General features: G+C 39.0%; 32 protein-coding genes. 13 read left to right on the top strand and 19 right to left on the bottom strand.

What is annotated here, in order from left to right:
* Positions 1-339: 339 nt before the first annotated feature.
* Positions 340-633: a ferredoxin III, nif-specific gene (gene fdxB, locus VF06_RS12180; RefSeq protein ID WP_099066383.1), complete on the bottom strand. Its 294-nt coding sequence runs from the start codon at positions 631-633 to the stop codon at positions 340-342.
* 1,055 nt (positions 634-1,688) lie between these two features.
* Between fdxB and VF06_RS12185 the strand changes: the two genes are divergently transcribed.
* Positions 1,689-3,278: a helix-turn-helix domain-containing protein gene (locus tag VF06_RS12185; protein WP_099066382.1), complete on the top strand. Its 1,590-nt coding sequence runs from the start codon at positions 1,689-1,691 to the stop codon at positions 3,276-3,278.
* A gap of 330 nt (positions 3,279-3,608) precedes the next feature.
* Here VF06_RS12185 and VF06_RS12190 read toward each other — a convergent pair whose 3' ends face one another.
* Complete coding sequence (locus VF06_RS12190) at positions 3,609-4,586, bottom strand: ferredoxin family protein (protein ID WP_099066381.1); 978 nt, start codon at positions 4,584-4,586, stop codon at positions 3,609-3,611.
* 1,041 nt (positions 4,587-5,627) lie between these two features.
* On the opposite strand from VF06_RS12190, the gene VF06_RS12195 reads away from it, so the two are divergent.
* From VF06_RS12195 to VF06_RS12215, 5 genes are all read left to right on the top strand, one after another.
* Positions 5,628-6,050: a putative toxin-antitoxin system toxin component, PIN family gene (locus tag VF06_RS12195; protein WP_099066380.1), complete on the top strand. Its 423-nt coding sequence runs from the start codon at positions 5,628-5,630 to the stop codon at positions 6,048-6,050.
* A gap of 6 nt (positions 6,051-6,056) precedes the next feature.
* A complete protein-coding gene (locus tag VF06_RS12200) occupies positions 6,057-6,275 on the top strand; it encodes a toxin-antitoxin system HicB family antitoxin (protein WP_099066379.1) in 219 nt (72 codons plus the stop codon).
* 290 nt (positions 6,276-6,565) lie between these two features.
* Positions 6,566-7,327, top strand: a complete 762-nt coding sequence (locus VF06_RS12205) for a Mut7-C RNAse domain-containing protein (protein ID WP_099066378.1) — start codon at positions 6,566-6,568, stop codon at positions 7,325-7,327.
* Positions 7,318-8,259 (top strand): ROK family protein, encoded by a 942-nt coding sequence (locus VF06_RS12210; protein ID WP_099066377.1) that lies wholly within the window; start codon positions 7,318-7,320, stop codon positions 8,257-8,259. The genes VF06_RS12205 and VF06_RS12210 overlap by 10 nt, the downstream gene beginning before the upstream one ends.
* A 145-nt stretch (positions 8,260-8,404) precedes the next feature.
* Positions 8,405-8,827, top strand: coding sequence for a hypothetical protein (locus VF06_RS12215; RefSeq protein ID WP_099073020.1), 423 nt, complete (start codon positions 8,405-8,407; stop codon positions 8,825-8,827).
* Here VF06_RS12215 and VF06_RS12220 read toward each other — a convergent pair.
* Positions 8,760-9,497 (bottom strand): SDR family oxidoreductase, encoded by a 738-nt coding sequence (locus VF06_RS12220; RefSeq protein WP_099066375.1) that lies wholly within the window; start codon positions 9,495-9,497, stop codon positions 8,760-8,762. The genes VF06_RS12215 and VF06_RS12220 overlap by 68 nt on opposite strands.
* 119 nt (positions 9,498-9,616) lie before the next feature.
* On the opposite strand from VF06_RS12220, the gene VF06_RS12225 reads away from it, so the two are divergent.
* On the top strand, positions 9,617-9,988 hold the full coding sequence (locus tag VF06_RS12225; protein WP_099066374.1) for a winged helix-turn-helix transcriptional regulator: 372 nt from the start codon (positions 9,617-9,619) through the stop codon (positions 9,986-9,988).
* Positions 9,989-10,117: 129 nt separating this feature from the next.
* The gene (locus tag VF06_RS12230) at positions 10,118-10,540 is read left to right on the top strand and encodes a hypothetical protein (protein WP_099066373.1); all 423 of its coding nucleotides are present in this window, start codon (positions 10,118-10,120) and stop codon (positions 10,538-10,540) included.
* Positions 10,541-10,628: 88 nt separating this feature from the next.
* Here VF06_RS12230 and VF06_RS12235 read toward each other — a convergent pair whose 3' ends face one another.
* On the bottom strand, positions 10,629-11,021 hold the full coding sequence (locus tag VF06_RS12235; protein WP_099066372.1) for a type II toxin-antitoxin system VapC family toxin: 393 nt from the start codon (positions 11,019-11,021) through the stop codon (positions 10,629-10,631).
* Positions 11,021-11,245, bottom strand: coding sequence for a FitA-like ribbon-helix-helix domain-containing protein (locus VF06_RS12240; protein ID WP_099066371.1), 225 nt, complete (start codon positions 11,243-11,245; stop codon positions 11,021-11,023). Before VF06_RS12240 ends, VF06_RS12235 begins: the two co-directional genes overlap by 1 nt.
* Positions 11,246-11,460: 215 nt before the next feature.
* On the opposite strand from VF06_RS12240, the gene VF06_RS12245 reads away from it, so the two are divergent.
* The 4 genes from VF06_RS12245 (at position 11,461) to VF06_RS12260 (ending at position 13,042) form a co-directional block, all read left to right on the top strand.
* Complete coding sequence (locus VF06_RS12245) at positions 11,461-11,685, top strand: DUF433 domain-containing protein (protein ID WP_099066370.1); 225 nt, start codon at positions 11,461-11,463, stop codon at positions 11,683-11,685.
* 143 nt (positions 11,686-11,828) lie between these two features.
* The gene (locus VF06_RS12250) at positions 11,829-12,065 is read left to right on the top strand and encodes a hypothetical protein (RefSeq protein ID WP_099066369.1); all 237 of its coding nucleotides are present in this window, start codon (positions 11,829-11,831) and stop codon (positions 12,063-12,065) included.
* Positions 12,062-12,514, top strand: coding sequence for an HNH endonuclease (locus VF06_RS12255; RefSeq protein WP_099066368.1), 453 nt, complete (start codon positions 12,062-12,064; stop codon positions 12,512-12,514). Before VF06_RS12250 ends, VF06_RS12255 begins: the two co-directional genes overlap by 4 nt.
* A gap of 45 nt (positions 12,515-12,559) precedes the next feature.
* The gene (locus VF06_RS12260) at positions 12,560-13,042 is read left to right on the top strand and encodes a hydrogenase maturation protease (RefSeq protein WP_099066367.1); all 483 of its coding nucleotides are present in this window, start codon (positions 12,560-12,562) and stop codon (positions 13,040-13,042) included.
* Here VF06_RS12260 and VF06_RS39115 read toward each other — a convergent pair.
* The 5 genes from VF06_RS39115 to VF06_RS12280 all read right to left on the bottom strand — a co-directional run bounded on the left by VF06_RS39115 (position 13,011) and on the right by VF06_RS12280 (position 16,168).
* Complete coding sequence (locus VF06_RS39115; RefSeq protein ID WP_143861663.1) at positions 13,011-13,148, bottom strand: histidine kinase; 138 nt, start codon at positions 13,146-13,148, stop codon at positions 13,011-13,013. The genes VF06_RS12260 and VF06_RS39115 overlap by 32 nt on opposite strands.
* 4 nt (positions 13,149-13,152) lie before the next feature.
* Positions 13,153-13,530: a hypothetical protein gene (locus tag VF06_RS12265; RefSeq protein WP_099066366.1), complete on the bottom strand. Its 378-nt coding sequence runs from the start codon at positions 13,528-13,530 to the stop codon at positions 13,153-13,155.
* A gap of 18 nt (positions 13,531-13,548) precedes the next feature.
* Positions 13,549-14,835 carry a nitroreductase family protein gene (locus VF06_RS12270; RefSeq protein WP_099066365.1) on the bottom strand — a complete coding sequence of 429 codons (1,287 nt, stop codon included), beginning with the start codon at positions 14,833-14,835 and terminating at the stop codon, positions 13,549-13,551.
* On the bottom strand, positions 14,822-15,274 hold the full coding sequence (locus tag VF06_RS12275; protein WP_099066364.1) for an ankyrin repeat domain-containing protein: 453 nt from the start codon (positions 15,272-15,274) through the stop codon (positions 14,822-14,824). Before VF06_RS12275 ends, VF06_RS12270 begins: the two co-directional genes overlap by 14 nt.
* Before the next feature lie 297 nt (positions 15,275-15,571).
* The gene (locus VF06_RS12280; protein ID WP_180267270.1) at positions 15,572-16,168 is read right to left on the bottom strand and encodes a CBS domain-containing protein; all 597 of its coding nucleotides are present in this window, start codon (positions 16,166-16,168) and stop codon (positions 15,572-15,574) included.
* Between the two features lie 754 nt (positions 16,169-16,922).
* Here VF06_RS12280 and VF06_RS12285 point away from each other — a divergent pair.
* A complete protein-coding gene (locus VF06_RS12285; protein WP_099066363.1) occupies positions 16,923-17,132 on the top strand; it encodes a TOBE domain-containing protein in 210 nt (69 codons plus the stop codon).
* A 346-nt stretch (positions 17,133-17,478) separates the two neighbouring features.
* Here VF06_RS12285 and VF06_RS12290 read toward each other — a convergent pair whose 3' ends face one another.
* From VF06_RS12290 to nifN, 9 genes are all read right to left on the bottom strand, one after another.
* Positions 17,479-17,730 (bottom strand): FeoA family protein, encoded by a 252-nt coding sequence (locus VF06_RS12290; RefSeq protein ID WP_099066362.1) that lies wholly within the window; start codon positions 17,728-17,730, stop codon positions 17,479-17,481.
* A 100-nt stretch (positions 17,731-17,830) separates the two neighbouring features.
* Positions 17,831-18,130, bottom strand: coding sequence for a 2Fe-2S iron-sulfur cluster-binding protein (locus tag VF06_RS12295; protein WP_099066361.1), 300 nt, complete (start codon positions 18,128-18,130; stop codon positions 17,831-17,833).
* Positions 18,131-18,204: 74 nt separating this feature from the next.
* Positions 18,205-18,576, bottom strand: coding sequence for a HesB/IscA family protein (locus tag VF06_RS12300; RefSeq protein ID WP_099066360.1), 372 nt, complete (start codon positions 18,574-18,576; stop codon positions 18,205-18,207).
* 151 nt (positions 18,577-18,727) lie between these two features.
* Entirely contained in the window at positions 18,728-19,531 is an 804-nt protein-coding gene (locus tag VF06_RS12305; RefSeq protein ID WP_099066359.1) for a HesA/MoeB/ThiF family protein, read from the bottom strand.
* A 10-nt stretch (positions 19,532-19,541) separates the two neighbouring features.
* Positions 19,542-19,859 (bottom strand): nitrogenase-stabilizing/protective protein NifW, encoded by a 318-nt coding sequence (gene nifW / locus VF06_RS12310; RefSeq protein ID WP_099066358.1) that lies wholly within the window; start codon positions 19,857-19,859, stop codon positions 19,542-19,544.
* Positions 19,856-20,074 carry a CCE_0567 family metalloprotein gene (locus VF06_RS12315; protein WP_099066473.1) on the bottom strand — a complete coding sequence of 73 codons (219 nt, stop codon included), beginning with the start codon at positions 20,072-20,074 and terminating at the stop codon, positions 19,856-19,858. Before VF06_RS12315 ends, nifW begins: the two co-directional genes overlap by 4 nt.
* A 179-nt stretch (positions 20,075-20,253) precedes the next feature.
* Entirely contained in the window at positions 20,254-20,730 is a 477-nt protein-coding gene (locus VF06_RS12320; RefSeq protein ID WP_099066357.1) for a NifX-associated nitrogen fixation protein, read from the bottom strand.
* Entirely contained in the window at positions 20,727-21,140 is a 414-nt protein-coding gene (gene nifX / locus VF06_RS12325) for a nitrogen fixation protein NifX (RefSeq protein ID WP_099066356.1), read from the bottom strand. Before nifX ends, VF06_RS12320 begins: the two co-directional genes overlap by 4 nt.
* A 212-nt stretch (positions 21,141-21,352) precedes the next feature.
* Positions 21,353-22,690, bottom strand: coding sequence for a nitrogenase iron-molybdenum cofactor biosynthesis protein NifN (gene nifN / locus VF06_RS12330; RefSeq protein WP_099066355.1), 1,338 nt, complete (start codon positions 22,688-22,690; stop codon positions 21,353-21,355).
* Positions 22,691-22,729 lie beyond the last annotated feature (39 nt).

Consider the following 22,729-nt stretch of genomic DNA (forward strand, 5'->3'; position numbering starts at 1 on the left):
AAAAAATGGGGGAAACTTCCAGATTTTTTTCATATCTTTCCCCCAGAAAATTTTCAATTATATTTCAACTTCTATGACAAAGAAGGCTCGCAGCTTTACAAACAGCTAGTTGTTCGAGAGGACACTGTTTGTCTTCATATCAATGGGGTCATACTACTAGCAAGTTTAAATTTGTCAATAACTAACATATTACGATTTACGCATTTGTCTACTATGAACTTTTTATCTAGTCCAAGTAAATATATACATTACCCTCTAGTTACCTTGCTGAGTATATTTGCCCTTTCTACAAACAGTACCTCCTAAAACGAACAACAATATTTACTAATCCCAAAAACCTTAATTGTTTAATGCAACATGGGTGTAGCAATTCTTAGGACAAATCCGCGAACAAGCTTCACAACCAATACAGTTTTCTGGATAAGTAACTGTCATTACTTTCCGTTCAATTTCTTCATCATCTTCGTCTTCTACAAATTCACCTTCTTCGTTGAGTGCTTTCAAACCTAGTACATTGTAACCGCATACTTTAATACATCTGCCACAGCCGATACATTTATCTTTGTCAATTTCTTGAGCAAATTTCGGTGTCCAACTGTTACCACCAAATGTCAATCCTGTTAGTTGTGCCATGAATTAATCCTCGGCAATTGTGCCTGAAAATTTGTTCCTACTTTAATCATTATATTATCCTAATATTTTGTTTTTTTGATATTCAATAATGATTTATTCCATCAATATTTGATGACTTTTAAATACAAAAACACATTGCTTTTGTTTGCATTTTCATAAATGCAATTTATTACCAATAATTATTCACCTATATTTATGAGTTAAATATCTGTTGAGTCTGGCTCACAGATATTTATTGTTTACTAGATAGAAAAATTTGAGTGTAAAAGCGATGATATTTATTTGCAAATATTTTGATATTCAAGCAATAAAATATATATATTTCGTATCAACATATACAAAATCTAATGTTTATGAGTTACATTTTGATATGTAGAATATGTATTTTTAAAAGCAACAATTTTGGATTTATCTTTTTATTGAATATTTAGATGAATGCTGACAAAGTAAAGATTACTTGTGTTCCATAGTTATCTAGCAGAAATAGAGATTATCATAAAGAAACTGTAAAGTTGATGGCAGAATTTTATGAAGCAATAAATATTAAAATTATTAATAAATCAGTCGCAAAGGAACTGCCGCAAATTGAAATGATGACTAAAAAGATTTTGGTTAAGGTTTTATGGTTAAAGATAATATGTTCGTTTGGTACATATTTCCATAATTGTTAAGATTTTTTCTAAGCTCATTACGAACAACTTAATTATTTTATTTATGAAATGTATAGTTAATAAAGAAGTAATCTTAGGCTCGGCTTGAAAGCCTTACATAGCTTTCAATTGGATGCAAAGTCAAATATGGATGTGGGGAATTTAGTGTGGTGAGAAAAGATTATTCTCGCCATCAAGATAATTGGTAGCGACTGATAAAACAAGAGGGGAAAAGGTTAAAGGGAAAAGGGAAAAGGAATGAACTCTTCTCTTACGAGACACTAGCGCTAATCCACAAAAGGAGCGAGGTTTTTACCTTTCCCCTTCCCCTTCTTGATAAACAGGACTCATCCAGGGGAGACCTGAGCCAGACATCTCAACGATTAGAGTGGGAACAGAGCCATTATGCCTTACACGATTCCTAACAACAGTTGCGTTGGATGTGACAACTGCCGCCCCCAATGTCCTACGGGTGCAATCAAAATAGAGGACGATGAATATTGGATCGATCCTTATCTTTGTAACAATTGTGAGGGTTATTATCCAAAGCCACAATGTGTAATTGCCTGTCCCACTAATTCTCCCATTCCTTGGCAGGCAAAAAAGGGGAGATGTAAAGTTGAGCCGAGAGAAGCTAGCAGCTTAGATTTGTTTTCTAATGGCAAGAATAATCCATTTGCTTCAGCGATCGCCATTTGGGAAGCTTGCAATGTATTGGCGCAGCGTACATCCTTAAATTGGGAAATCGACGAACAAGGTTACTTATCCTACAACAGACTAGTCAACCAAGGCAAAGGAGCGATCGCTTTTCATATCCAAGATCCCTTTAAAGTGAATGACAAAGCCACAGATTTAGCTGCAATTGAGGGACTAGATATTAGAGCCGCTTGCATACATCTAATTTTTGCGGCTTATGCCACAGCTTTAGATAAACCTTGGGAACAAGAATTTACCATCGATGAACGCCAAATCGAGAAGTATTTGGGGATGGAGAAACGCAAAGATTTAAACAAAGCTGCCAAGCTGGCTTTAATGAAAAATCTTGTACAGCAAGCTTGCTCGTTGATTATCTCCATCGACTGGCCTCAACAAGGCCGAGTTAACGGATTCTCTATCACACAAAGTCGTTTATGGCACTTAGTGGACATTCAACACCACTTTCAAGAAGATGCTCTGGGATGCAAATATCTCATTGGACTAACTTTTAAAGTCAAAGCGGGTATTTGGGCGCAATATTTCTTAAACAAACAAGCACTTACTGAACGAACCGCATTCTATCAATATGGTAGTCTTCCTAAAACTCTGCTAACCACAGTCATGAGCATTTGGCAACAACATGAAGGAGCAGTGCGACTCATGTTGTGGTTGTTGTTCAAAACCAAAATGGGTAAAGAACAACGCATCACCGTTCCGACATTAATGCGTATTGCTTACGGTGAAGAAAAAATCGCCGTTGCATCCAGACAACGCGAAGAACGCAAACGCCTACTACGAACTTTTGAAAGCGATTTGGAAATCCTCAATCATTATGGAATGAAACCAATTTTCGATCCAATTACTTACCCGCCAGAAATTCAACCTTTGTGGGCCAAGTTAATGGATATTCCCGAAGATCCAGATGAAGCGTTAGAATTTTGGACAAATGACGGTGGTGCTGAAACTCGCCTCACAGACACAGGCCCTCGTGGGAAGTGGAATCTACTCATGAATGCGCGGATTTTGGCTTTTGAACTTCCATCAGAATGGGAACAACAAATCTCAGAATCACACAAAAAGCAGCGACGAGGTGTTAAGAATAAAAGAAAGTCCCCAGTTACAGGCGATTTGTTGGGGGAACAAATTTTAGAAGCGCGAAAAAATTTGAATCTCTCCCAAAGAGAATTAGCCAAACTAGCAGGTAAAAGCCAAAGCTGGATTCGAGATATCGAAAATGGTCGTTTAAAAGCCAAATTAGAAGACCAAGCACTATTGCGAAAAGTCTTGAATATGGGTTAAGGAGAAGAATTCAGGAGTCAGAATTCTGAATTCAGAATAAATTTTGTGTGACTTGTGGATAAATAACAGCTGAAATATCACACCAAATCAAAAATTTGGTGGTGCTTCTAGCTGGTAAATCTAAATTTCCTGCTTCCAGCATTCCTGACTCCTGAATTCTGAATTCTGACTCCTGACTCCTAACTCCTAACTCCTAACTCCTGAATTCTGACTCCTGAATTCTGACTCCTGAATTCTGACTTCTGAATTCTGACTCCTGAATTCTGACTCCTGAATTCTGACTCCTGAATTCTGACTCCTGAATTCTGACTCCTGAATTCTGACTCCTTTTTATGCACTATAACTCATTACCTTAGTTGAAGTCAGCCAAAGACTCGCTACAGTGTATTTACTAATCACTGTCTCTTGTGCAGCATTGCATGAACTTTTAAGTTTTTGAGTCTTGGTGATATCTTTTACAAGTTTCGCCTGGTAAGTGTAGAGAGAACCAGAGGTTTTTTCAAAACTTAGTTCAGCTAGAATTGTATTATTATCTAAACTTTGTTCTAAAACTTTACCTGCAACTTTGTAGTTAAACCAATCCCATCCTTGACTCAGGATTAATTCTCTTTCCAAAATCTGAAGTGCAGCAGGTAAAATTCCCCAACCCCGATAGACTTTTTGCAAGCATTGAATATCACCAGTACGAGTCAAAATCGATGTGAATGAATCTCCATCGACAGCTCCATAGTATCTTCCTTCTGGCATGTCTATAAGTGTTGGCGCAAATCTATGTCCGCCAAAGTGTGAGGATCTCCAAATCCGCACATTGTCTAAATCTAAATTGGAAATAGTTGCTGTAGCGTGAAAATAAAAGGGATTTCCGTATCTGGCACAGCACTTATCATGACTACCGTGGGTACACACTAAAATATCTCTAGTTGCAGTAGTTTCAACTTCCGAATTAGAGCCGATACCCCATAACCATTTTTGTACAACGGCTGCTACCTGTTCAATATTTTGTAGTATAAACTCTTGTTTATGATATCCATTGCTTAAACCCTCTTTTTTTTGGTAAATCAAAAGGGTAGTCTGATTAACTTTATGTGATAAATCATTGGCAATTAAGAGGAATCTAATTGGCAGTTTCGCACGTTTGACTTCCTCTATTAATATCCTCAAATTCTCAGGCACCCATTTAGAATTAAACGCTTCTGATGTCCAAGGCGGAGGACACTCTACTAAAATATAAGTTTGGTAATTGGTGGCGCTACCAATAATATCTTCTCCCGCTTGCCGTGAATAATCAGAACAAAAAAAGGTATTCATCTAACTATACTCATTAGTGTATTTTATGGACAAAATGTGTTGGTCACTACAGTTGTGTTCTTCGCTACAATATCCTTGATTTCAGGAAATAAAAAAGAACAATATGTATTTCCTAGTTTTAACTAGGTAGCCACTTCATAACATCATTGTTGATTAATGTGGTGGCAATTAATCAATTCTCTCCAATAGAGATAAACAGTGTCAAGAGACATTTTTCCGTAGGAGCAACGTTAATTTTGTATTTAGTTTTATTGTTATTTGGTATTTCATTTGTTTTCCCTTACTGAAACTCAGCTATTGTCAAGTTCATTTTTTCTAGCAAAATCAAATATTCTAATGTATCTATCTAGGTATACATATTGCGAATTATTCTCAATATTTTTAGAAAAAGAAAAGTAATTAGCCTTGGACTAGTCAGCCGACTAGGAGCGATAGATTGGGTAGCCTTCGCCAACACAATAGACTTCTAAGAGAAGTCGGGAAAAGGGGAAAGGTTTTAAATCCCTTACCCTTTACCCCTTCCCCAGCCTTCACAAGCGCATTTTTGGGTTGGCAGACCACTAGTATTTACCCTGTTACCTAATCTAACTTCCTGAAAATCACATCAGGATTTGATTTTAGGTATATGCCTTGACTCTAAACTGAAGTCAATAATAAATGTAAGCACTTGACAATTATTATATTTTCTTTACAGTTATTAGTCTCCAGCAGGTTGCTGAAATTAAGGTAAATTGGCAATTCATCTTAGGGAAGTGTTACTAGAGGGAGGATTAATCCTCTTTAATAATAGATAATCTTTCTCAATTGTGGCAACTGGGTTCAGAGTGTATAGCTCTGTATCCCTACGAACGTAACTAAGGAGCAATGATTCTTTGGGGACATCCAAGAATTAGGCGTTACTGATTGAAAGTATGAATTAGTCTCGCGCAAAGGCAAGGCAGCGCGGTCTTGGGGTCTCTCCCATGAGCGACTGCCGCGCAAAGAATCGTTGTTTAGTTATATCAAAGACTTTTATGACAGCGTATATGCTACCATGCATACATGGCGATTAAAATTGTAGTTGATACCAGCGTTTTTATTAGTGCGCTGATTAGCTCTAAAGGCTCCAGTCGAGAACTCATTCGACGCTGCTTGAAAAGAGAATATCAGCCTTTGATGGGAAATGCTTTATTTTCCGAATATGAATCAGTCATTCAACGCTCAGAGATTCTCGCCAAATGCCCATTAACGAGTGAAGAAATTTCGGTTTTACTAGCATCATTCATGAGCATAAGCCAATGGGTTTATATCTACTATTTATGGCGACCGAATTTAAAAGACGAAGCTGATAATCACTTAATTGAATTAGCAGTTGCGGGAAATGCTCAGATTATTGCCACTCACAATGTCAGAGATTTCTACAATGCTGAATTGTTATTTCCTAACTTATCAATATTAAAACCCGAAGAAATTATTAGGAGTTAAACAAAAATGGCAACTTTAACTATTCGTTTACCAGACGATAAGCATAATAGATTGAAAGAACTTGCTCAAGCCAAAGGTATCAGTGTTAATAAATTGATTGAAGAACTTTCTACCATAGCTTTGGCAGAATTTGATACCCATACAAGATTTAAAGCAATGGCTACAACTGGCAACCCAGAAGAAGGTTTAAGAATATTAGCTAAACTTGATACTCTAACACAATAGAGTTGATAGCGGGATGATATAAACACTAATACTAACTAGAGGCGATCCAATACGTTCGGTTAAAGGGGAAAGGGGAAAGGTTTCAAATACATCCTTTACCCCTTACCTCTTAAGCTTTTCCCAGACCACAAGGGAAGTTCATACTGCTTATCCGAACCGTATTGGCAGCCGATCGCCCAAATCAACCCCATCATCAAGAGTGCTACGCTTCTTGTCCCCAGATATTGCTTCTTTGATAGTTTAAAGCCAACAATCAGCTATTTATTTGACTAATCCTAAAATTTCTAGCTATGGCGATCGCATACTTCTACTTTCACGCAGAATTGAATCATTTTTTACCACGGCATCAAAAACAAGTCAGAATTTCCCATGCTTTTGAGGAGAGAGCCTCGATTAAGGACACCATCGAGTCATTGGGCGTTCCTCACCCAGAAGTTGATTTTATTAAAGTTAATGATGAGTATGTAGATTTTTCTTACATCGTTACAGATGGAGATATTATCGATGTTTATCCAATTTCTAGTAGGAGTAATATTACATCAAGTATTTATTTGTTACCAGAACCCCTCAGTAATATTCGCTTTGTTTTAGATATTCATTTAGGTAAACTAGCAACATCTCTACGACTTTTAGGGTTTGATACTTTATATCGCAATGATTACGAGGATGAGGAATTAGCAAAGATATCTTACAACCAAACACGGATTCTCTTAACTCGTGATAAAGGTTTATTGATGCGTAGTTTGGTAACCTATGGGTATTATGTGAGAAATACTAACCCCGAAAAACAAATCCTGGAAGTATTACAGCGCTTCGACTTATTTAAATTAGTTTCGCCATTTAAAAGGTGTTTGCGCTGCAATGGATTATTAGAATCTGTAGATAAGCAATTGATTATTGAACAACTACCAGAAAATGTGCGGTCGCAGGTTGATAAATTCCAACGTTGCCAAAGTTGTCAGCGCATTTATTGGAAAGGTTCGCATTATGAACGATTGCAACAGTTTATTGATGGAGTACTCAATTCAAAACAGGTGAATGAATGTCATTAATTTTAGCTCTCGATTTTGGCGGAACTAAACTAGCGGCTGCATTAGTAAACATCGGTTCGAGAAACTGGTTGCGTTACCAACGCCACCTGTCGCCAGGGAATGCAGATGCTAGTACTGACTTGGAAATAATGCGATCGCTAATTTACTCTTTACTAGAAGATACAAAACCAAGTGCCATCGGTGTCAGTTTCGGCGGCCCTGTAGATGCTTCCACCGGCACAGTGCGACTATCTCATCATGTCCCTGGCTGGGAAAATATTCCCCTGAAAAACCTATTGGAAGAGGAGTTTGGCGTGAGTGTTGGTGTCGATAACGATGCTAACGTTGCTGCTTTGGGAGAACATCGCTTTGGTGCAGGACAAGGTTACGATAGTTTGTTTTACATAACTGTTAGTACCGGCGTGGGTGGTGGTTGGATACTCAACGGCCAGCCTTGGCGGGGTGTAGGCGGGATGGCTGGTGAAATTGGACATGTGGTTGTAGATCCTACTGGGCCGATATGTTTGTGTGGAAAGCGGGGATGTGTAGAACGGTTGGCTTCAGGGCCTTATATGGCGCAAAACGCCAGGGAAGTTTTGGAAAATCAACCTCACAAAGTTGGGAAAGTATTGAGAAATTTAGTCGCGGATGATTTAACGCTACTGACTGGACAGTTAGTGAGTGAGGCGGCGACGGCTGGGGATGATGTGGCTAAAGAAGTTTTGTATAAAGCTGCTTGGGCGCTTGGTGTGGGTATTGGGAATGTGGCGAATTTAATAAATCCACAGCGCTTTGTATTGGGGGGTGGTGTCACGAAGGCGGGGGAAGATTTTTGGCGTGTGGTGCGACGAGTGGCGCGGGAAACGGCTTTACCGGAAGTGGATTTTGAAGTTGTACCGGCGGCGTTGGGTGATGATGCACCATTGTGGGGCGCTGTGGCCATGGCTGCGTGATGAATACCCGTCTAAGTGGATTTTTATTGAAAATCAAAATATCGTTTAATTTTATCTAATATTTCTCCATCCTGAAAAATATTATAGGATTGTCATTGATAATTTTTTCGTCTACTTTTATCATGCCACTTATGCTGTTTCAGTGATGCCTACAGTTGCTTACAGCCAAGCATTTGCTATTTTGGGCACTACAATTTTGACTTTTGGCACTACAATTGCGACTTTTGGCACTACAATTGCGACTTTTGGCACTACAATTGCGACTTTTGGTACTACAATTTTGACTTTTGGCACTACAATTGCGATTTTTGGTACTACAATTTTGACTTTTGGCACTACAATTGCGACTTTTGGTACTACAATTTTGACTTTTGGTACTACAATTTTGACTTTTGGTACTACAATTTCGACTTTTGGCACTACAATTTCGACTTCGACGACTACATTTGCTATTTTGGCGATGCCTGGGGCGGGCTACGCCAACTGCCCCACTAACTGTTTTAATCTGGTAAAAATGTTGCAATCATCTTTTCAACTGCTTTGGGGTCTTGTAGTAGCTGCTGGTTAAGTTGCTTAGCTTGTTCGCCTGGATAAACATCTTCTGTACCATCAATCACAGCTTGCAGTGTATCCCGAACCACTTCTTGAGGAGGTACTTTCGGGTCGGGGAAAGATTTACCCATGCCAATATCTATCGCTCCTGGTAAAACTGCCACTACCAGCGTTTTCTGAGCCGCTAACTCTGCGCGAATCGCCTGAGTCATGGACAAAACTGCTGCTTTAGAAGCGCCATAGCTACCATTAAAAGGAAGATTTACCCGCGCCACCATTGACACCATGTTGGCGATCGCTCCACCTCCATTTTGTTTTAAAATCGGGGCAAAGGCACGGCACATAATCAACGTCCCAAAATAGTTAACTTCCATCTCTGCTCTAGCAGACGATAAATCAGGTGCAGCAATCAATCCTTTGTTCAAGCCCACACCAGCATTATTAATTAATAAGTTGACATCCTGACATTTTGATGCAGCTTGGCGCACAGATTCTTCATCAGTAATTTCCAACTGAATCGGGATAATTCGCTCCGGGTCAGTTGCAACCAGTTCTTTGAGCGCTTCCACCTTGCGAGCACCAGCATAAATTTTAGCTGCACCTTGCGCTTTCAACCCTTCTACAAAGTACTTACCTAAACCTCCATTTGCGCCAGTTACCAAAGCAATTGCACCTGAAACTTCCATGATTTTCCTCTACAACATTGAGATAGAAATTACTCCAATCCAAAAGTATACTTATACTTAATTTTTGAAAAGTACTTACTTTTTTGTAAGTACGTATAAGCCAGAATTCCGCAAATTACATGCCCGAACAGCAAACTGAAGGCACATTATTTGTGCAAACAACGCTCAAAATTTTAGGTGGCAAATGGAAGATTTTAATTCTCTGGCACTTGAAAGATGAAGTTAAGCGATACAGTCAATTGAAAAAATTGATTCCAGAAATTACAGAAAAAATGCTCATTCAACAACTGCGCGAACTAGAAAACGATGGAATTGTTAACCGAAAAGTTTACTCAGATATACCTCCAAAAGTAGAATATTCATTCACAGAATATGGCAAAACTCTTATACCAGTCTTGAAAGCTCTTTGCGACTGGGGACAAGAACATCTTAAGAATTATGAAGCCGGGAGTGACGGAAACGCAAGGACATGGGGAATAACTAATGACTAATGACCAATAACTAATGACTAATAACTAATTATTCAAAACTCGTAGCATAACATACTAAAACTTATAGAAACAGTGCGTTAGGCTTGCTTTAATGCACTTGCATAAAACATAAATTTACACGGTAAGCTTGTGTCTGATTTAGCGCTACATAATTATCTCCCTCGCGTTCCCGATGCAGCATTGCAAGAATTCATAGAGTGGTGTGTTTTAGAACAGGCAAAAGCCGCAGAATGTAACTTTACTCCAGATAAAACTAAGTTAGCTAATTTGCCACCAGCAGATTATATTCCCAAGCTTGTGGATCAGTTTATGAAAGTTAAACCAGATCCAATTAAAGCAGGTTTAGTAGCAGCGATCGCTGGTAAGGAAGCTGACAAACATGGTTTATCTGGTATGGCTGTCGTAGCTGATTTTGTGTCCCTTTATGTAAAATATTTAATTCCTAAAGAAGGCACAACTCCAGAAGATGCACAAACAATATTAACTAAAGCATCACAACATCAGTACGAAAAACTCACTGAAATTGCCAAAAAACATGGTGTAGAGTTTTAGTTTACTGCTGATAAATTATTTTTCAGAGGCTTTGTCTGTACTATTACTCAGAGCCTCTGTTTTAGTCATTTCTATTTACCTAAATTCCCTATTCCAGCAATACAACGCGATCGCCAAACTTAGCCGCTAGTATGCGATCGTAAGTTAGCACCTGAGTATCAGATTGAATTGCTGCTGCTACGAATAACGTATCGTAGAACGAATGACTCGCTTCTACTGCCAGTTGTAGAGCAACATCTCGAATTTGAGAACTAGAAATCATTATATCAACCAATGCCTCAGCATCTTGCAGCACATCTAAACCTATTTGCAATGGAAGTTGCCGAAATTGTATCCATTGCCAAACAACATTACCCAACTCGGCAAACAATGAATCAGGCACTATAATTTGATTTACGCTTTCTAAAGCAGCGATCGCCTGTTCAAACTTATCCTCTACATGTAATAGTGCATAGGCAAATACCATCGTATCAATCACCATCAGAGTCGCCCCTCTGATTTCCAACTCTGCACTTGGCTTTCTGATTCCATCGGTAACGCCTTTGCCCGTTCGCGAATCCGAGCAAGCACTTCATCGCGTTGTCCATAGCGTTTTTGCAACAAATCGCGGACTTCTTGCTCCATCGAAATCCCCTTTTGTTCGGCCAAGCGTTTAATGCGATCGACTAACTCATCAGATATATTGCGAATGGTAATTGTTGCCATACTGCCTGTTTTGCTAATGCGACTAGTGGATTATTACCTTTATGCTAGCAGTTTGCTAGCATTGGAGTCACCTAAATTATTTCACAACCCTTTCCTCCAGCTTTGCCAAATTAGCTGAAACAAAAACAAAATTTGAAAACACATCCTAGTGATTAAGCAAGGCGATTCGATTATTTATCTTAAAATTGAGAAAACAGATTTAACTTTATAGTTATATGGATAAAATCATAGTTAACTCACAAATTCATTTCGGTAAACCTTGTATAGCAGGAACACGCATCACAGTACAAAGTATTCTTGAACTCCTTAACGAAGGACTTTCTTTTGAAGAAATTATCCGAGACTACTATCCAGAGCTACAAATAGAGGATATTCGTGCTTGCTTACAATATGCGATCGCACTAGTGGCGGCTGAAGACATTCGCCTAGTATCCATTTGAGCATGAGATTATTACTAGATCGAGATGTATATGCTGTAACAGCAAAATTTCTAGTTGATAGCGGACATTATATTATAATCTGGATATGCTGCTAACTCTTTTAAAGTAAGTACAATACTATTATATTGAATCATAATAACGCTATGAATCAAGTAGTAATTAAACCCTCATCTTTATTAACGACTGGTATCCGAGTCGAAAAAGTCAATAATCTCAATCTTTTCAAATTTACTGAAGAATTAGGTTCGCGTTTGCAAGAACTTCTGGATAAGAAAAAAGCTGATTCACTGACATCAGAAGAAGCTATTGAACTAGAAGCTATTGGAGAATTAGATACAATTTTTAGCTACATAAATGCCACTATTGCATCTGGGTCGTGACAATTCCTAACAGTATCCAAGAATTTGTAAGAAATCGTGCTAATTTTAGGTGCGAATACTGCCATTATCCAGAATTTCTCAGTACGTCTCCCCTGACAATCGACCATATCAAGCCGCAATCTTTGGGGGGTTCGGATGATGTAGATAATTTGGCTTCAGCTTGTCGTCGGTGCAATGAACGTCACTATAATTTTACAGCAGGAATCGACCCAGAAACAGAACAAGAAGTCTCCTTATTTAATCCTCGTCAGCAGCAGTGGGCTGACCACTTTATCTGGTCGGCGGATGGTACAAAAATTATCGGTATCACACCTACAGGCCGAGCTACTTGCAACCGAATTGATTTAAATGATGAACGCCGGAGCGATCGCTTCATACAAAAATCTCGGCAACTTTGGGTAAAAGGTGGTTTTCACCCTCCCCGTTCTGACCCGCGCCAAGAAGTTTAGAATCGAGAATTAGAATAAGAACCAAAAAATATAAAATATTATCTCATGCTCACTATTATTGGTTGTGGAAATCTCAATCGCAGTGACGATGCAGTAGGCGTAATTATCGCTCAACGCCTACAAAAATATCTAGCTCAAAACCCTCATTCGGATGTGCGAGTTTATGACTGTGGCACAGCAGGAATGGAAGTCATGTTTCAAGCTAGAGGTAGTAAACAATTAATAATTATTGATGCCAGTTCAACTAATTCTGAGCCTGGTGCTGTATTTAAAGTTCCAGGAAAAGAACTAGAAGCTTTACCAGAACCTAGTTATAATTTGCATGATTTTCGTTGGGATAATGCTTTAGCCGCCGGACGGAAAATCTTTCAAAATGATTTTCCTGAAGATGTGACAGTTTATTTAATTGAAGCAGCAAATCTTGATTTAGGACTAGAATTAAGTCCTGTTGTGAAACATTCAGCTGATTTGGTCTTTGAAGAGGTAGCTGCACTGATTAAAAATGTGGGCATAGGGCATAGGGCATAGGGCATGGGGCATAGGGCATAGGGCATTGGTTATTCTCCGCGTCCCCGCGTCTCCGCGTCCCCGCGTCCCCGCATCCCCGCATCCCCGCGTCCCCGCGTCTCCCCACTCCCTCATCCCGCCATATCACGGTACACAGACAACTCATCTACCCTCATTTCAAAAGGTACGCCTTGTCCTTCTGGGGGACAAACGCGAATTTTGGCGCTGCTGATAATTTGGTGAAGTAATGTTCCCATTGGGACGATTTTTTGTAAGATGCGCCAGTTGGTAACTTGGTCGGGACATTCAATTACTAATGTCATGGCGCTGGCGTGGGTTGTTACGTACCACCGGCAATTAGATAACAGACTTTGAATTGTGCGATCGCAACCATCGTAAAAGTATCTACTAATAGAATACTCTAGTTGTTGCCGTAATATAATATCTGCCGATGTCGGTTGTACTGGATGCGAATCATCACCATTTAAGTAATACATATTTCTAGCCATATCTTTTTCCTTCCTTGCTTATATTCCAATTACCATTGCGTAAAGTACATCTTTATTTGTCTCTAATAATTCTTGGGTTTCGTCATCGTAGAAAGCACCAATTCCGCTACATCCAATTCCCAAATAATTACTAGCTAAATAAAGTCTCTGTCCTAGAAAACCAGCTATTTGCATAGCAGTTTGGTAGTTTAAATAATCAGAAACAAAAAATAAAGTTACAGCGCTATCTCTGGCAATAGCTTGATTAATACATAAGTAACCAGTCTGCTCGCTAAAATCACCCGTCTTAATCAAATATGTACCTTTATATAATCCGCATGGCATTTCTTCTACTCGATGTACCACCGAGTAAATATCTATTTCCTCATGATTTTCTGTTGGTATTGGCTGCTGAAGTTGCTGCATTATATATAGATAATCTTCTTGAGAAATAGATTTTTTCCGGAAACGTCGAATAGAACGCCTATGCAAAATAGTGTGAAGAAATTTATCCTTGTCAAAGCTAAAGTGAGGCTGTTTGAGTATTTGCTGATTACTCTTTTCTACAGCCGTAGCTTGATAAGTATCTTCAATGAATTGATTAGCTTCAAAGTAATCAGTACCGCAAACAAAAGGAACTTTCATCCTTAACGGTCTGACTTGCTTTTTCTGTAATTCTCCCGACACCGCACAAGCTGTGATAAACTCTTTATTCTCAAATCCCAAAGCTAAATTGAGACCAAGTTTATCAAAATCAAAAATTACTTGTATATCTTTTTCATGGAGATAAGCCGAAGCTGCGATTGCACCTAAATGGTGTCCGCTATCTAAAAAGCAATATCTCGCGCTTCTATTTTGATATTTCCAGCTAGACCTATAATAAACACAACTAATTAAAAATATGAATCCGTTGATACTTTTATCCGGTATAATATAACTCTCTAGCCCATCATCTATTAATTCATAGATAAGTGTTAGACAATTATTCTCAACTTCTAAGTGATAAATTCCATCTAGTATTCCCGGAATTTTGCGAAGCTGTACGTAAACTTCCGTAGGATATAGAGCGCCTGCTGATGGATTCACCCGCAATTTATCGAGACTATCTTTATACATTTTTTCTAGTGTTATCGCACTAGTTAAAGATATAAAAGAGTGAACGGGATTATTGACATTTAATTTCACTCTTCGATAGAATTTTGGATAGAATTTAAATGCAGATGGTTGAGTTGAAGCATCCACATAATTTGGATCTATCTGTACCGATAAGTAAGAATGCTTGGTAGCCTCATGATAGGCATTGCTCGATATTTTATTTTGTGGCATTTTTGAGTATCCTTAGAACTTCTACGTTACTGGCGAAATCAATTGCTTTATAATCGTCTAAGTTTTGTAAATTTAAGTTAGGATGGTATTGTAAGAGCAACTGAACAACTTCTGTCTTTCCTGCTGATGCTGCATACATTAAAACAGTTGCACCGTTATCATTTTGGTTGTTAATGTTAATGTTGTGAGCCAGCAGTAAATGAATTAAATCGTAGTGGTTGCCAAAACAAGCGAACCATAAAGCATTATTGCTATCGCTGTTTCTAGCATTGACATCCGCACCAGCATCAATCAGTTCTTTAACGACAGCATACTCTCCCTCTCTCGTAGCCTTCATTAAAGCTGTATCGCCATTTTCACCTGCTTGATTTAACTCTTCAGGATTGTAGCCTTTTGCTATTAACCATTGGGTTATTCCTTCACTCAAACCTTGACTCATAATTACCCTTCAAATCCCACAACTTTCATTAATTAACAAGCAAAAATTTGCTTGCAAAACGTAATGGTGGGCAATGCCCACCATCATTTCACAAGCTATGTAATAGCCTAAACTTGAGCTTTGTGATTAGTAAATCAATGCTCTAATTTGTGCTAATTGCCTAAGACAGCAGATTTCCACAAAAGTGAAATAACTCCTGACTCCTGAATTCTGAATTCTGAATTCTGACTCCTGAATTCTGACTCCTGAATTCTGACTCCTGAATTCTGACTCCTGAATTCTGACTCCTGAATTCTGCTAAGCAATAGCAACTAACTCTTCTTTATCAGAGAATAATTCTCTTGCTGATTTTTCAGGTTTTGGTGCGCCATAGAAACCAGCTTCTGCTTCTAGTTCATCTACAAAATCCCAAGCTTCGATCGCTCGTTTAGACATTGAACCATAATTAGCAGAAATTGAGCGAGCATTAGAAATAGCTTTTTGGAGTTCTTTGTGTAAGAATGTTAGTTTTGGTTTCTCTACAAAGTCACCTTTAGTGATAATATCAGTTACAGAAATAATCCCAAGTAATTCACCTTGAATCACAGGCGCACGCCACACACCAGTATTAGCAAATAACCGCGCAACATATTCCACATCGAGGTCAGGATTTACAACAATGCAGGGTTTACTCATTATTTCGTAGACATGCACCTTTTCGGGGTCTTTTCCATAAGCAACAACCTTGCTGGCTATATCCATCTCAGTAACCATACCGTAAGCATCGCCACTGTGACGGGGTTCTACAACCAACGCCCGTAATTGCTTGAGCCTTAATAATCTAACTGCTTCAGCTACACTAGCGGAACCGCGAATAGTAGCTACATCTTGAGTCATGATCTGTTTGGCTCTCATAATTGCTGCTCCTTAAATTCGTTGTTGCAAGTAAGCGAATTTGTTCTAAACTGCTGCAATTCTTCCCAAACTGCATTGCTTAGTCTGCGCGGAACGCAAAGATGCTTAACTCAAATTCAAGTTGAATTGTGAGGAATTATATTTGCCGCCGTCAAAAGCGGTTAGGGAAATTAGACATACCTATTTAGATGTATTGAACCTATTTGATACCTTAATAAATCTGGCTAGTTTCTGCGAATTGACTTACGCTTTTCCCGTTGTTTTCCTGTTGAGTAAATGTTACTTACTACCATTTTCAAGCTTTACCAGAATTAAGGCAGGGATGTCTGAAATCACCCTGTAATCGCTTTGATTGAAGTCTAGGTTGACTAGCAACAATTTAGCTTATCTATATATTATCACTATGATAAGTTTGAATTATGAATCATTTATAAAGATCCCCAGACATATTGAAAGGAAAAGCTTAAAAAATTGTGAAAATACAGAAAGGTTGAGTATTTTTAATAGTCTTATTTTAGAAATTAGATTATTAGCAGATAGGTGATATAACTATATATTGTAGGCAAGTAGTATCTAGCAATTAAACACGTTGATGTCAATAGTAAAAAAATAAAAATCAATATGCCACAGAGATATGCTGATGGATTTTTGTGTATTTTTCTTATACCTTATTAAGAAACACCAAAAAATTTGATTTTTCAAACATCATTTGCTACATTATCTGGGTATCCATAATAAAATAAACACAAATAAAATGGAAATTAGCGCTCGTAATTCTCTTAAAGGTACCGTTAAAAAAGTTGTACATGGTTCAGTTAACACTGAAGTAACCCTAGAACTAGCACCAGGAGTAGAGCTAGTGTCAATCATCACAAAATCCTCAGCAGAAAAGCTGGGACTTGCAGAAGGTAAAGAGGCTTATGCAGTGATTAAATCATCAGATGTGATAGTCGCTGTTGATTAAAAAATAGCCAATTCACTTCTGATATCGAATTACATTCATCATCTATAAATTAGTGACCTCACTCCTAAAATTAGTTAACAAAGGAGTGAGGTCGAAAATTTATTAGAGCTTATTTTTAGATGTAGGGTGTGTTGTCGCCCAGCGCAACGCACCTTAAATTGTTGGTGTTGGCGGTGCGTTAGCCTACGGCATAACGCACCCTACAATTTTTCGTATTTTTATTACTGAATTGCAACATGAATACACGTGTAGAGACGTTGCATTGCAACGTCTCTACATTTTCATATCATGCACAATCGTTTTTATACATTAAATTACCAACGTCTATTTAATTTTTATAAATAATTTAATCATGAATTATCCTAACATAAATAGCACGGGCAGTCTCTATATCTACTGATAGAGATGTATTTTCTACTTGAATAATTAACGAGGGAAACTTTTGTTGTACAGTAATATATTTTCCTGGTGTTATGCCCTTTGATAGCAATTGATTGAGACTTTTTTTATCCTTATTTTTACAGAAAATAATAATTCCTTGTTCCCCTATTTTCAACAATTCTAACGAACAGCCAGTTACATTAAAAGGTGTAAACATAAATGAATTATAAATTATGAATTATAAAAAATGAAGGATGAAAATATACTCCATCCTTCATTTTTATTTAATTGCTAATAACAGCAATCAAAGTAGAAATTTAGACCAAATATGCTTCTTGGTGTGTTTTAATTGTGCAATTAGAACGAGGATAGGTTACACAAAGTAAAGCGTATCCTTTAGAAACTTGGTCATCATCTAAGAAGTTTTGATCGTCTTGGTTAATTTCACCTTCAACAACTTTACCAACACAGCTAGAGCAAGAACCTGCATGACAAGAAAAAGGCAATTCAATACCATTTTCTTCTGCTGCTTCTAAGATAGTAGTATCTTCATCAACTTCGATTGTGGCGTCGATGTCTTCTTTTTTGTTGATTAATCTAACTTGGTAGGTAGCCATTTTCCGGTTCTCCTCAAACGTTATAGGATTAGGTTAGTTATCGCTGTGCAATGCGATCGCTCAACACAATGGTGTTAGCTGCAAGGTACACCGTTAGGCGTACAGTCACCTGTTTTGAAAGACTTTCCGCAACCGCAGTTTTCAGTTGCATTGGGGTTGATGAACTTAAAGCCGCTTTCCATCACACCCTCAACAAAATCAACTATTACTCCTTCCAATAACGGCGCACTTTTGGCGTCAACGTAAACCAGTACTTTCCCTTGCTGGATTACCAAATCGTCTGGTTGGGGTTTGCTAGTGATATCCATTGCATATTCGTAGCCACTGCAACCACCATCTTTGACAGAGAAACGGACACCTTTAGTTGCGCCATTAGCTTCCGGTGCGGAACCTCTAAGAAATGCCCACAGATGAAATTCTGCTTTTTCTGATAAAGTTACAGACATTAGATCTCCTAATTTTTTGTTCGTCCTCTGGGAATTTTGGATTTTAGATTTTAGATTTTGGATTTCTCTTTCAATCCAAAATCCGTCTTGAAAAGCTTTGATCGCCGGAAGCCGGCGCTCAAACTTTTCGCAAAATTAAAAATCTAAAATATTAGCCATTGTGTGCAATACTGCTGGCTTCCATTGAATTGGGTTGAGCGTATCTCCAGGGCGCACTATTACCGCATACTGGACAAGAGCGATCGCGATAAGAACGGCGTTTAGCAAATTCCAACCGATTCAAGTCCATAGTCAGCAATTGCGACAATAAAGGCTGACTAAAACCAGTGATTAACTTAATCGCCTCCAGTGCGGTTAAACAAGCCAGCGTCCCAGAAACAGCACCGACAACCGAAAAGCCGCGCCGATCCCAATCAGGCTTTTCTGGAAACAAACAGGACAAACAAGGAGTCACACCAGGAATAATCGTTGTCAGGTAAGCTTCCATCCCATCCATTGCAGCTTCCACCATTGGCTTACGCCAACGCACGCAAGCTTCATTTAATAAATTGCGCTCGGTGAAATTATGGGCGCAATCAAGAGCCATATCAGCGGATTGCACCAGCGCGTCCACATTTTCCGGGGTGATATATTCATGAACTGCTTCCACCTGGACATCAGGATTGATTGCATCCAGAGTTTCCTTAGCTTTAAATACCCTTGGCTTACCTACCCAATCGTCCGTCATCAAAACCTGACGATTCATATCATCCAGCCGCAAGTCACCACCCCGGACTAAGATTAGCCGCCCAACGCCCGCTACTGCTAAGTAAAGCGCCGCCGTACCGCCCAATCCCCCTACACCCGTAACCAAAACTGTTGCTGACTTTAGACGCTTCTGGGCTGCTTCGCCAAAATTAGGCAGCATCATTTGGCGATGATAGCGTTCTAATTCGGTAGGCGTTAGGTTTACCAATTTATACCTCCTAATCAGAAGTGAGTTCTGTCAGTGTGACTACATTTTTCGGCTTGTCGTTAAACACTTTGAACAACTTTTGTTCGTGGGGTGTTGACTCGATAAATACCTGATAAGCCTTTTGCAAAGCCAAAGAATATTGATTTAGTTTTTCTTCAGGACTCAAATCCGGAGAATTATCATCCACTTCCCGAATATATTGAGAAAATTTTTTCAATATATGTAGACGATTTACATTCACAAATTGTTGGTCGTAGGGCAAATTAAAGAACTGCAAAAATTCTTCTGCATCTACAAGTTTCTTGAATTCTTCCAAAGTTCCAGTCATTTAGCGTTCTCCAATTCTTTCAGCTGTTGCTTAAGTTCATCTAACTGACGAAAGATTTCATAAGTTGCAGCTGCAACATCCATAAGTTGTTTGTAATCTGTGGGCAAACCTTCCGCTAAATCATGCAGATCCATCTTCATTTGACCTGCTTTACTATTTAGCCGTCTAATTTGTCCCTTTAATTCTTCAATTTGTGTTTCTTTGGCTTGCACCATCAACAACCCCACAATCAATTTTGGATTTTCGATTTTAGATTTTCGATTTTGGATTGGATAATATTGCTTTGCAAACACTCAATATTTCTCTCAGCTTTCCTCTCTGCGTGATAAAAATCCACGTTCGCAACATGAATTTGATATTCAATCCAAAATCCAAAATCTAAAATCTAAAATTTTTACAACTTGCCGACTTCCGGAAACCGCTTCGCCAAATTAATACCTTTTTGGACGTAGCTTTCTCCTTCTTGGGCTAATTTTTCTAGGGAATCAAAGCCAAATCTTTGGGCATCGCGTAAAGTTTTGACAGCTAACAAAAGACGACCAGAAAATACCAACGCCCAGCCAAATCCCTCATGACTCAAATCAATCACAACTTGAGAAATCAAACCTGTTTCTTGTTCAATTCCGGCAGCTACAGCCCGAAAAAATGCCATAATCCGAGCTTGAGTTATTGGATCTACTTCACCTTCCACGGAAATTTCCCGTTTCTTTTGTTTGGTAACAATAAAGGGTTTGAGAATTAGCTCATCTGACCAACTACGATAAACTCCATAGCTGTCTTGACCCCGAATCTGTTTGATTAATACCTTAATAAAAGGCGAGTTCAAGACTTCAGCGGCAGCAGTTCCGTTCACACTATTATTGATAGTCATACTGTGGCTTCATCTCCAACTTCATCTGTAAAGGTTGCAGGTTTTTGTTGTAAAGCTTTACGCAACCAAGGTGGAGGATTACCCTTGAGGGTTTGTACTAATTTATTTAGCACTTCACTAATTTCTTCTTCTTCCGATCGCGCCTTCACCGGGGTAACACCTTTTTTGATTAACCGAGCCGCAGCACTACCGCCAATGGCTGTGACATAAACAATAGTACAATCAGCTAACGCATCAAGTTTGGGTGTGATTTTATCTTCATTTCCATCTTCTTTGAGTTCACCTTCAAAGTTGAGGGTTTCTACAAAATGATATCCCTCATCGGAAATTTCATAAACATCAATTAATCTCGCCCATCCAAAATGAGCATTAATATGAACTCGGTCGCTCGTAGTGAAGGCAATTTTCATCGTATTTCTCCTCTTTAAGTCCAGAATTCAGGAGTCAGAATTCAGAATTCAGGAGTCAGGAGTCAGAATTCAGGAGTTAATTGTGGTGAATAATAAAGCTAAAAGCTCACACTTTAGTGGTATAACTTTTAGAAAAACTAAGACTAAATTCGTGCGGTCACATTCTGTCTTCTAACTTCTGAATTCTGAATTCTGAATTCTGAATTCTGATTTCAAAAATCCGCGCCCACAATTCCTAATTCTTGTAACTTCTTAACTCTTGTTTCTTCTGCCTCTAATAACAGGTTGCCCATGCCATACAGAAGTTCCATTGTGCCTCTGTAACCAACTTTGGTAAATTGACCGTTACCTAAGCGGTCGTAAATGGGCAATCCCAAGCGATAAAGAGGAACATTAAGGCGTTTGGCGATCGCACCGACGTTTGAGTTACCAACTAGCAAATCTGAACCTGCTGCTAAACTCTCAAAGTCTTCTAAATCGCCGATGGTAATGCTTTTAACTGGGAGTTTTTCGAGTAAAGGCGATCGCGTCGTTGTCACCGCAGCATGAATCTGCGCTCCCATTGATTGCAGAAAATGGACTGTTGACCACAACAAATCGGGTTCCAGTGCTAAAGAAATTCGCTTTGCACCAAAATAAAAGTGCGTGTCTAACATTGCATCTTGCAACTGGCGGCGTTGGCGGCGGTATTTTTCCGGAACGCTGTTACCACTGAGAATTGCCAATGCTTGGAGAAATTCGTCTACCGGTTCTAATCCAGTCACTTCCCCAAACACTTCGTAAGGAGTACCAAATCTTTCTTCCAAAATCTTGGCTGCACCGCGCATACTCTCGCCCAAAGCCAAGGTGAAAGCAGAACAACCAACTTCTCGCAGCTGTTTTAAGGTAGTTCCGCTAACTGTAACCGCGCTGTAATTATCTTCTAAATGTCCATCAAGGGAAGCGCCAATATCAGGTACAAAGATAGGCACTAAGCCAAAAGCTGTTACCATCTCTTTAATTTCCTGGACATCCCCTGGCGTAAAAGCCGCACTCGGTAAAATCGTTACTTGTTCGGTTTTAATTCCACCTGCGCGGGGAATTTCCTTAACTATGCTTTCCACAGCCACGGCGAAACCATCTTGCAACGCGCCTTTAAAATCGGGAGTTGGGGCAAAAATAATCGCCAAATCATTCAATTCTGGATGGCGATCGCGGATTTCCTTGAGAAAACCTTCAATGTCATCTCCTCTAGTTTCCGTCAACCCAGTGGTACATAAACCGATAATTTCTGGTTTCGCCTTTTCCACCAAAGTCAGAATTGCCTGTTCCACATTTTCTTCGCCACCCAAAATCGTAGTGACTTCCGTCATCGCCGTGGTAGCCAAAGGAATCGCTTCCCGAAAATGCCGCACCAACACAACTTTAGCGAAAGCAGTACAACCTTGAGAACCGTGGAATAAAGGCATCGTCCCCTTCAATCCCAAAAAAGCTAAAGACGCGCCCAAAGCTTGGCTTTGCTTGAGAGGATTAACCGTCAGTGATTTATTAGAAACAGTAACGATCGCCATTCAACTAGCTCCTTGTTGCGTTCAGAAATAGCATCTACT

This window comes from Nostoc linckia z4 (assembly GCF_002608075.1).
GTDB classification, from domain to species: domain Bacteria; phylum Cyanobacteriota; class Cyanobacteriia; order Cyanobacteriales; family Nostocaceae; genus Nostoc; species Nostoc linckia.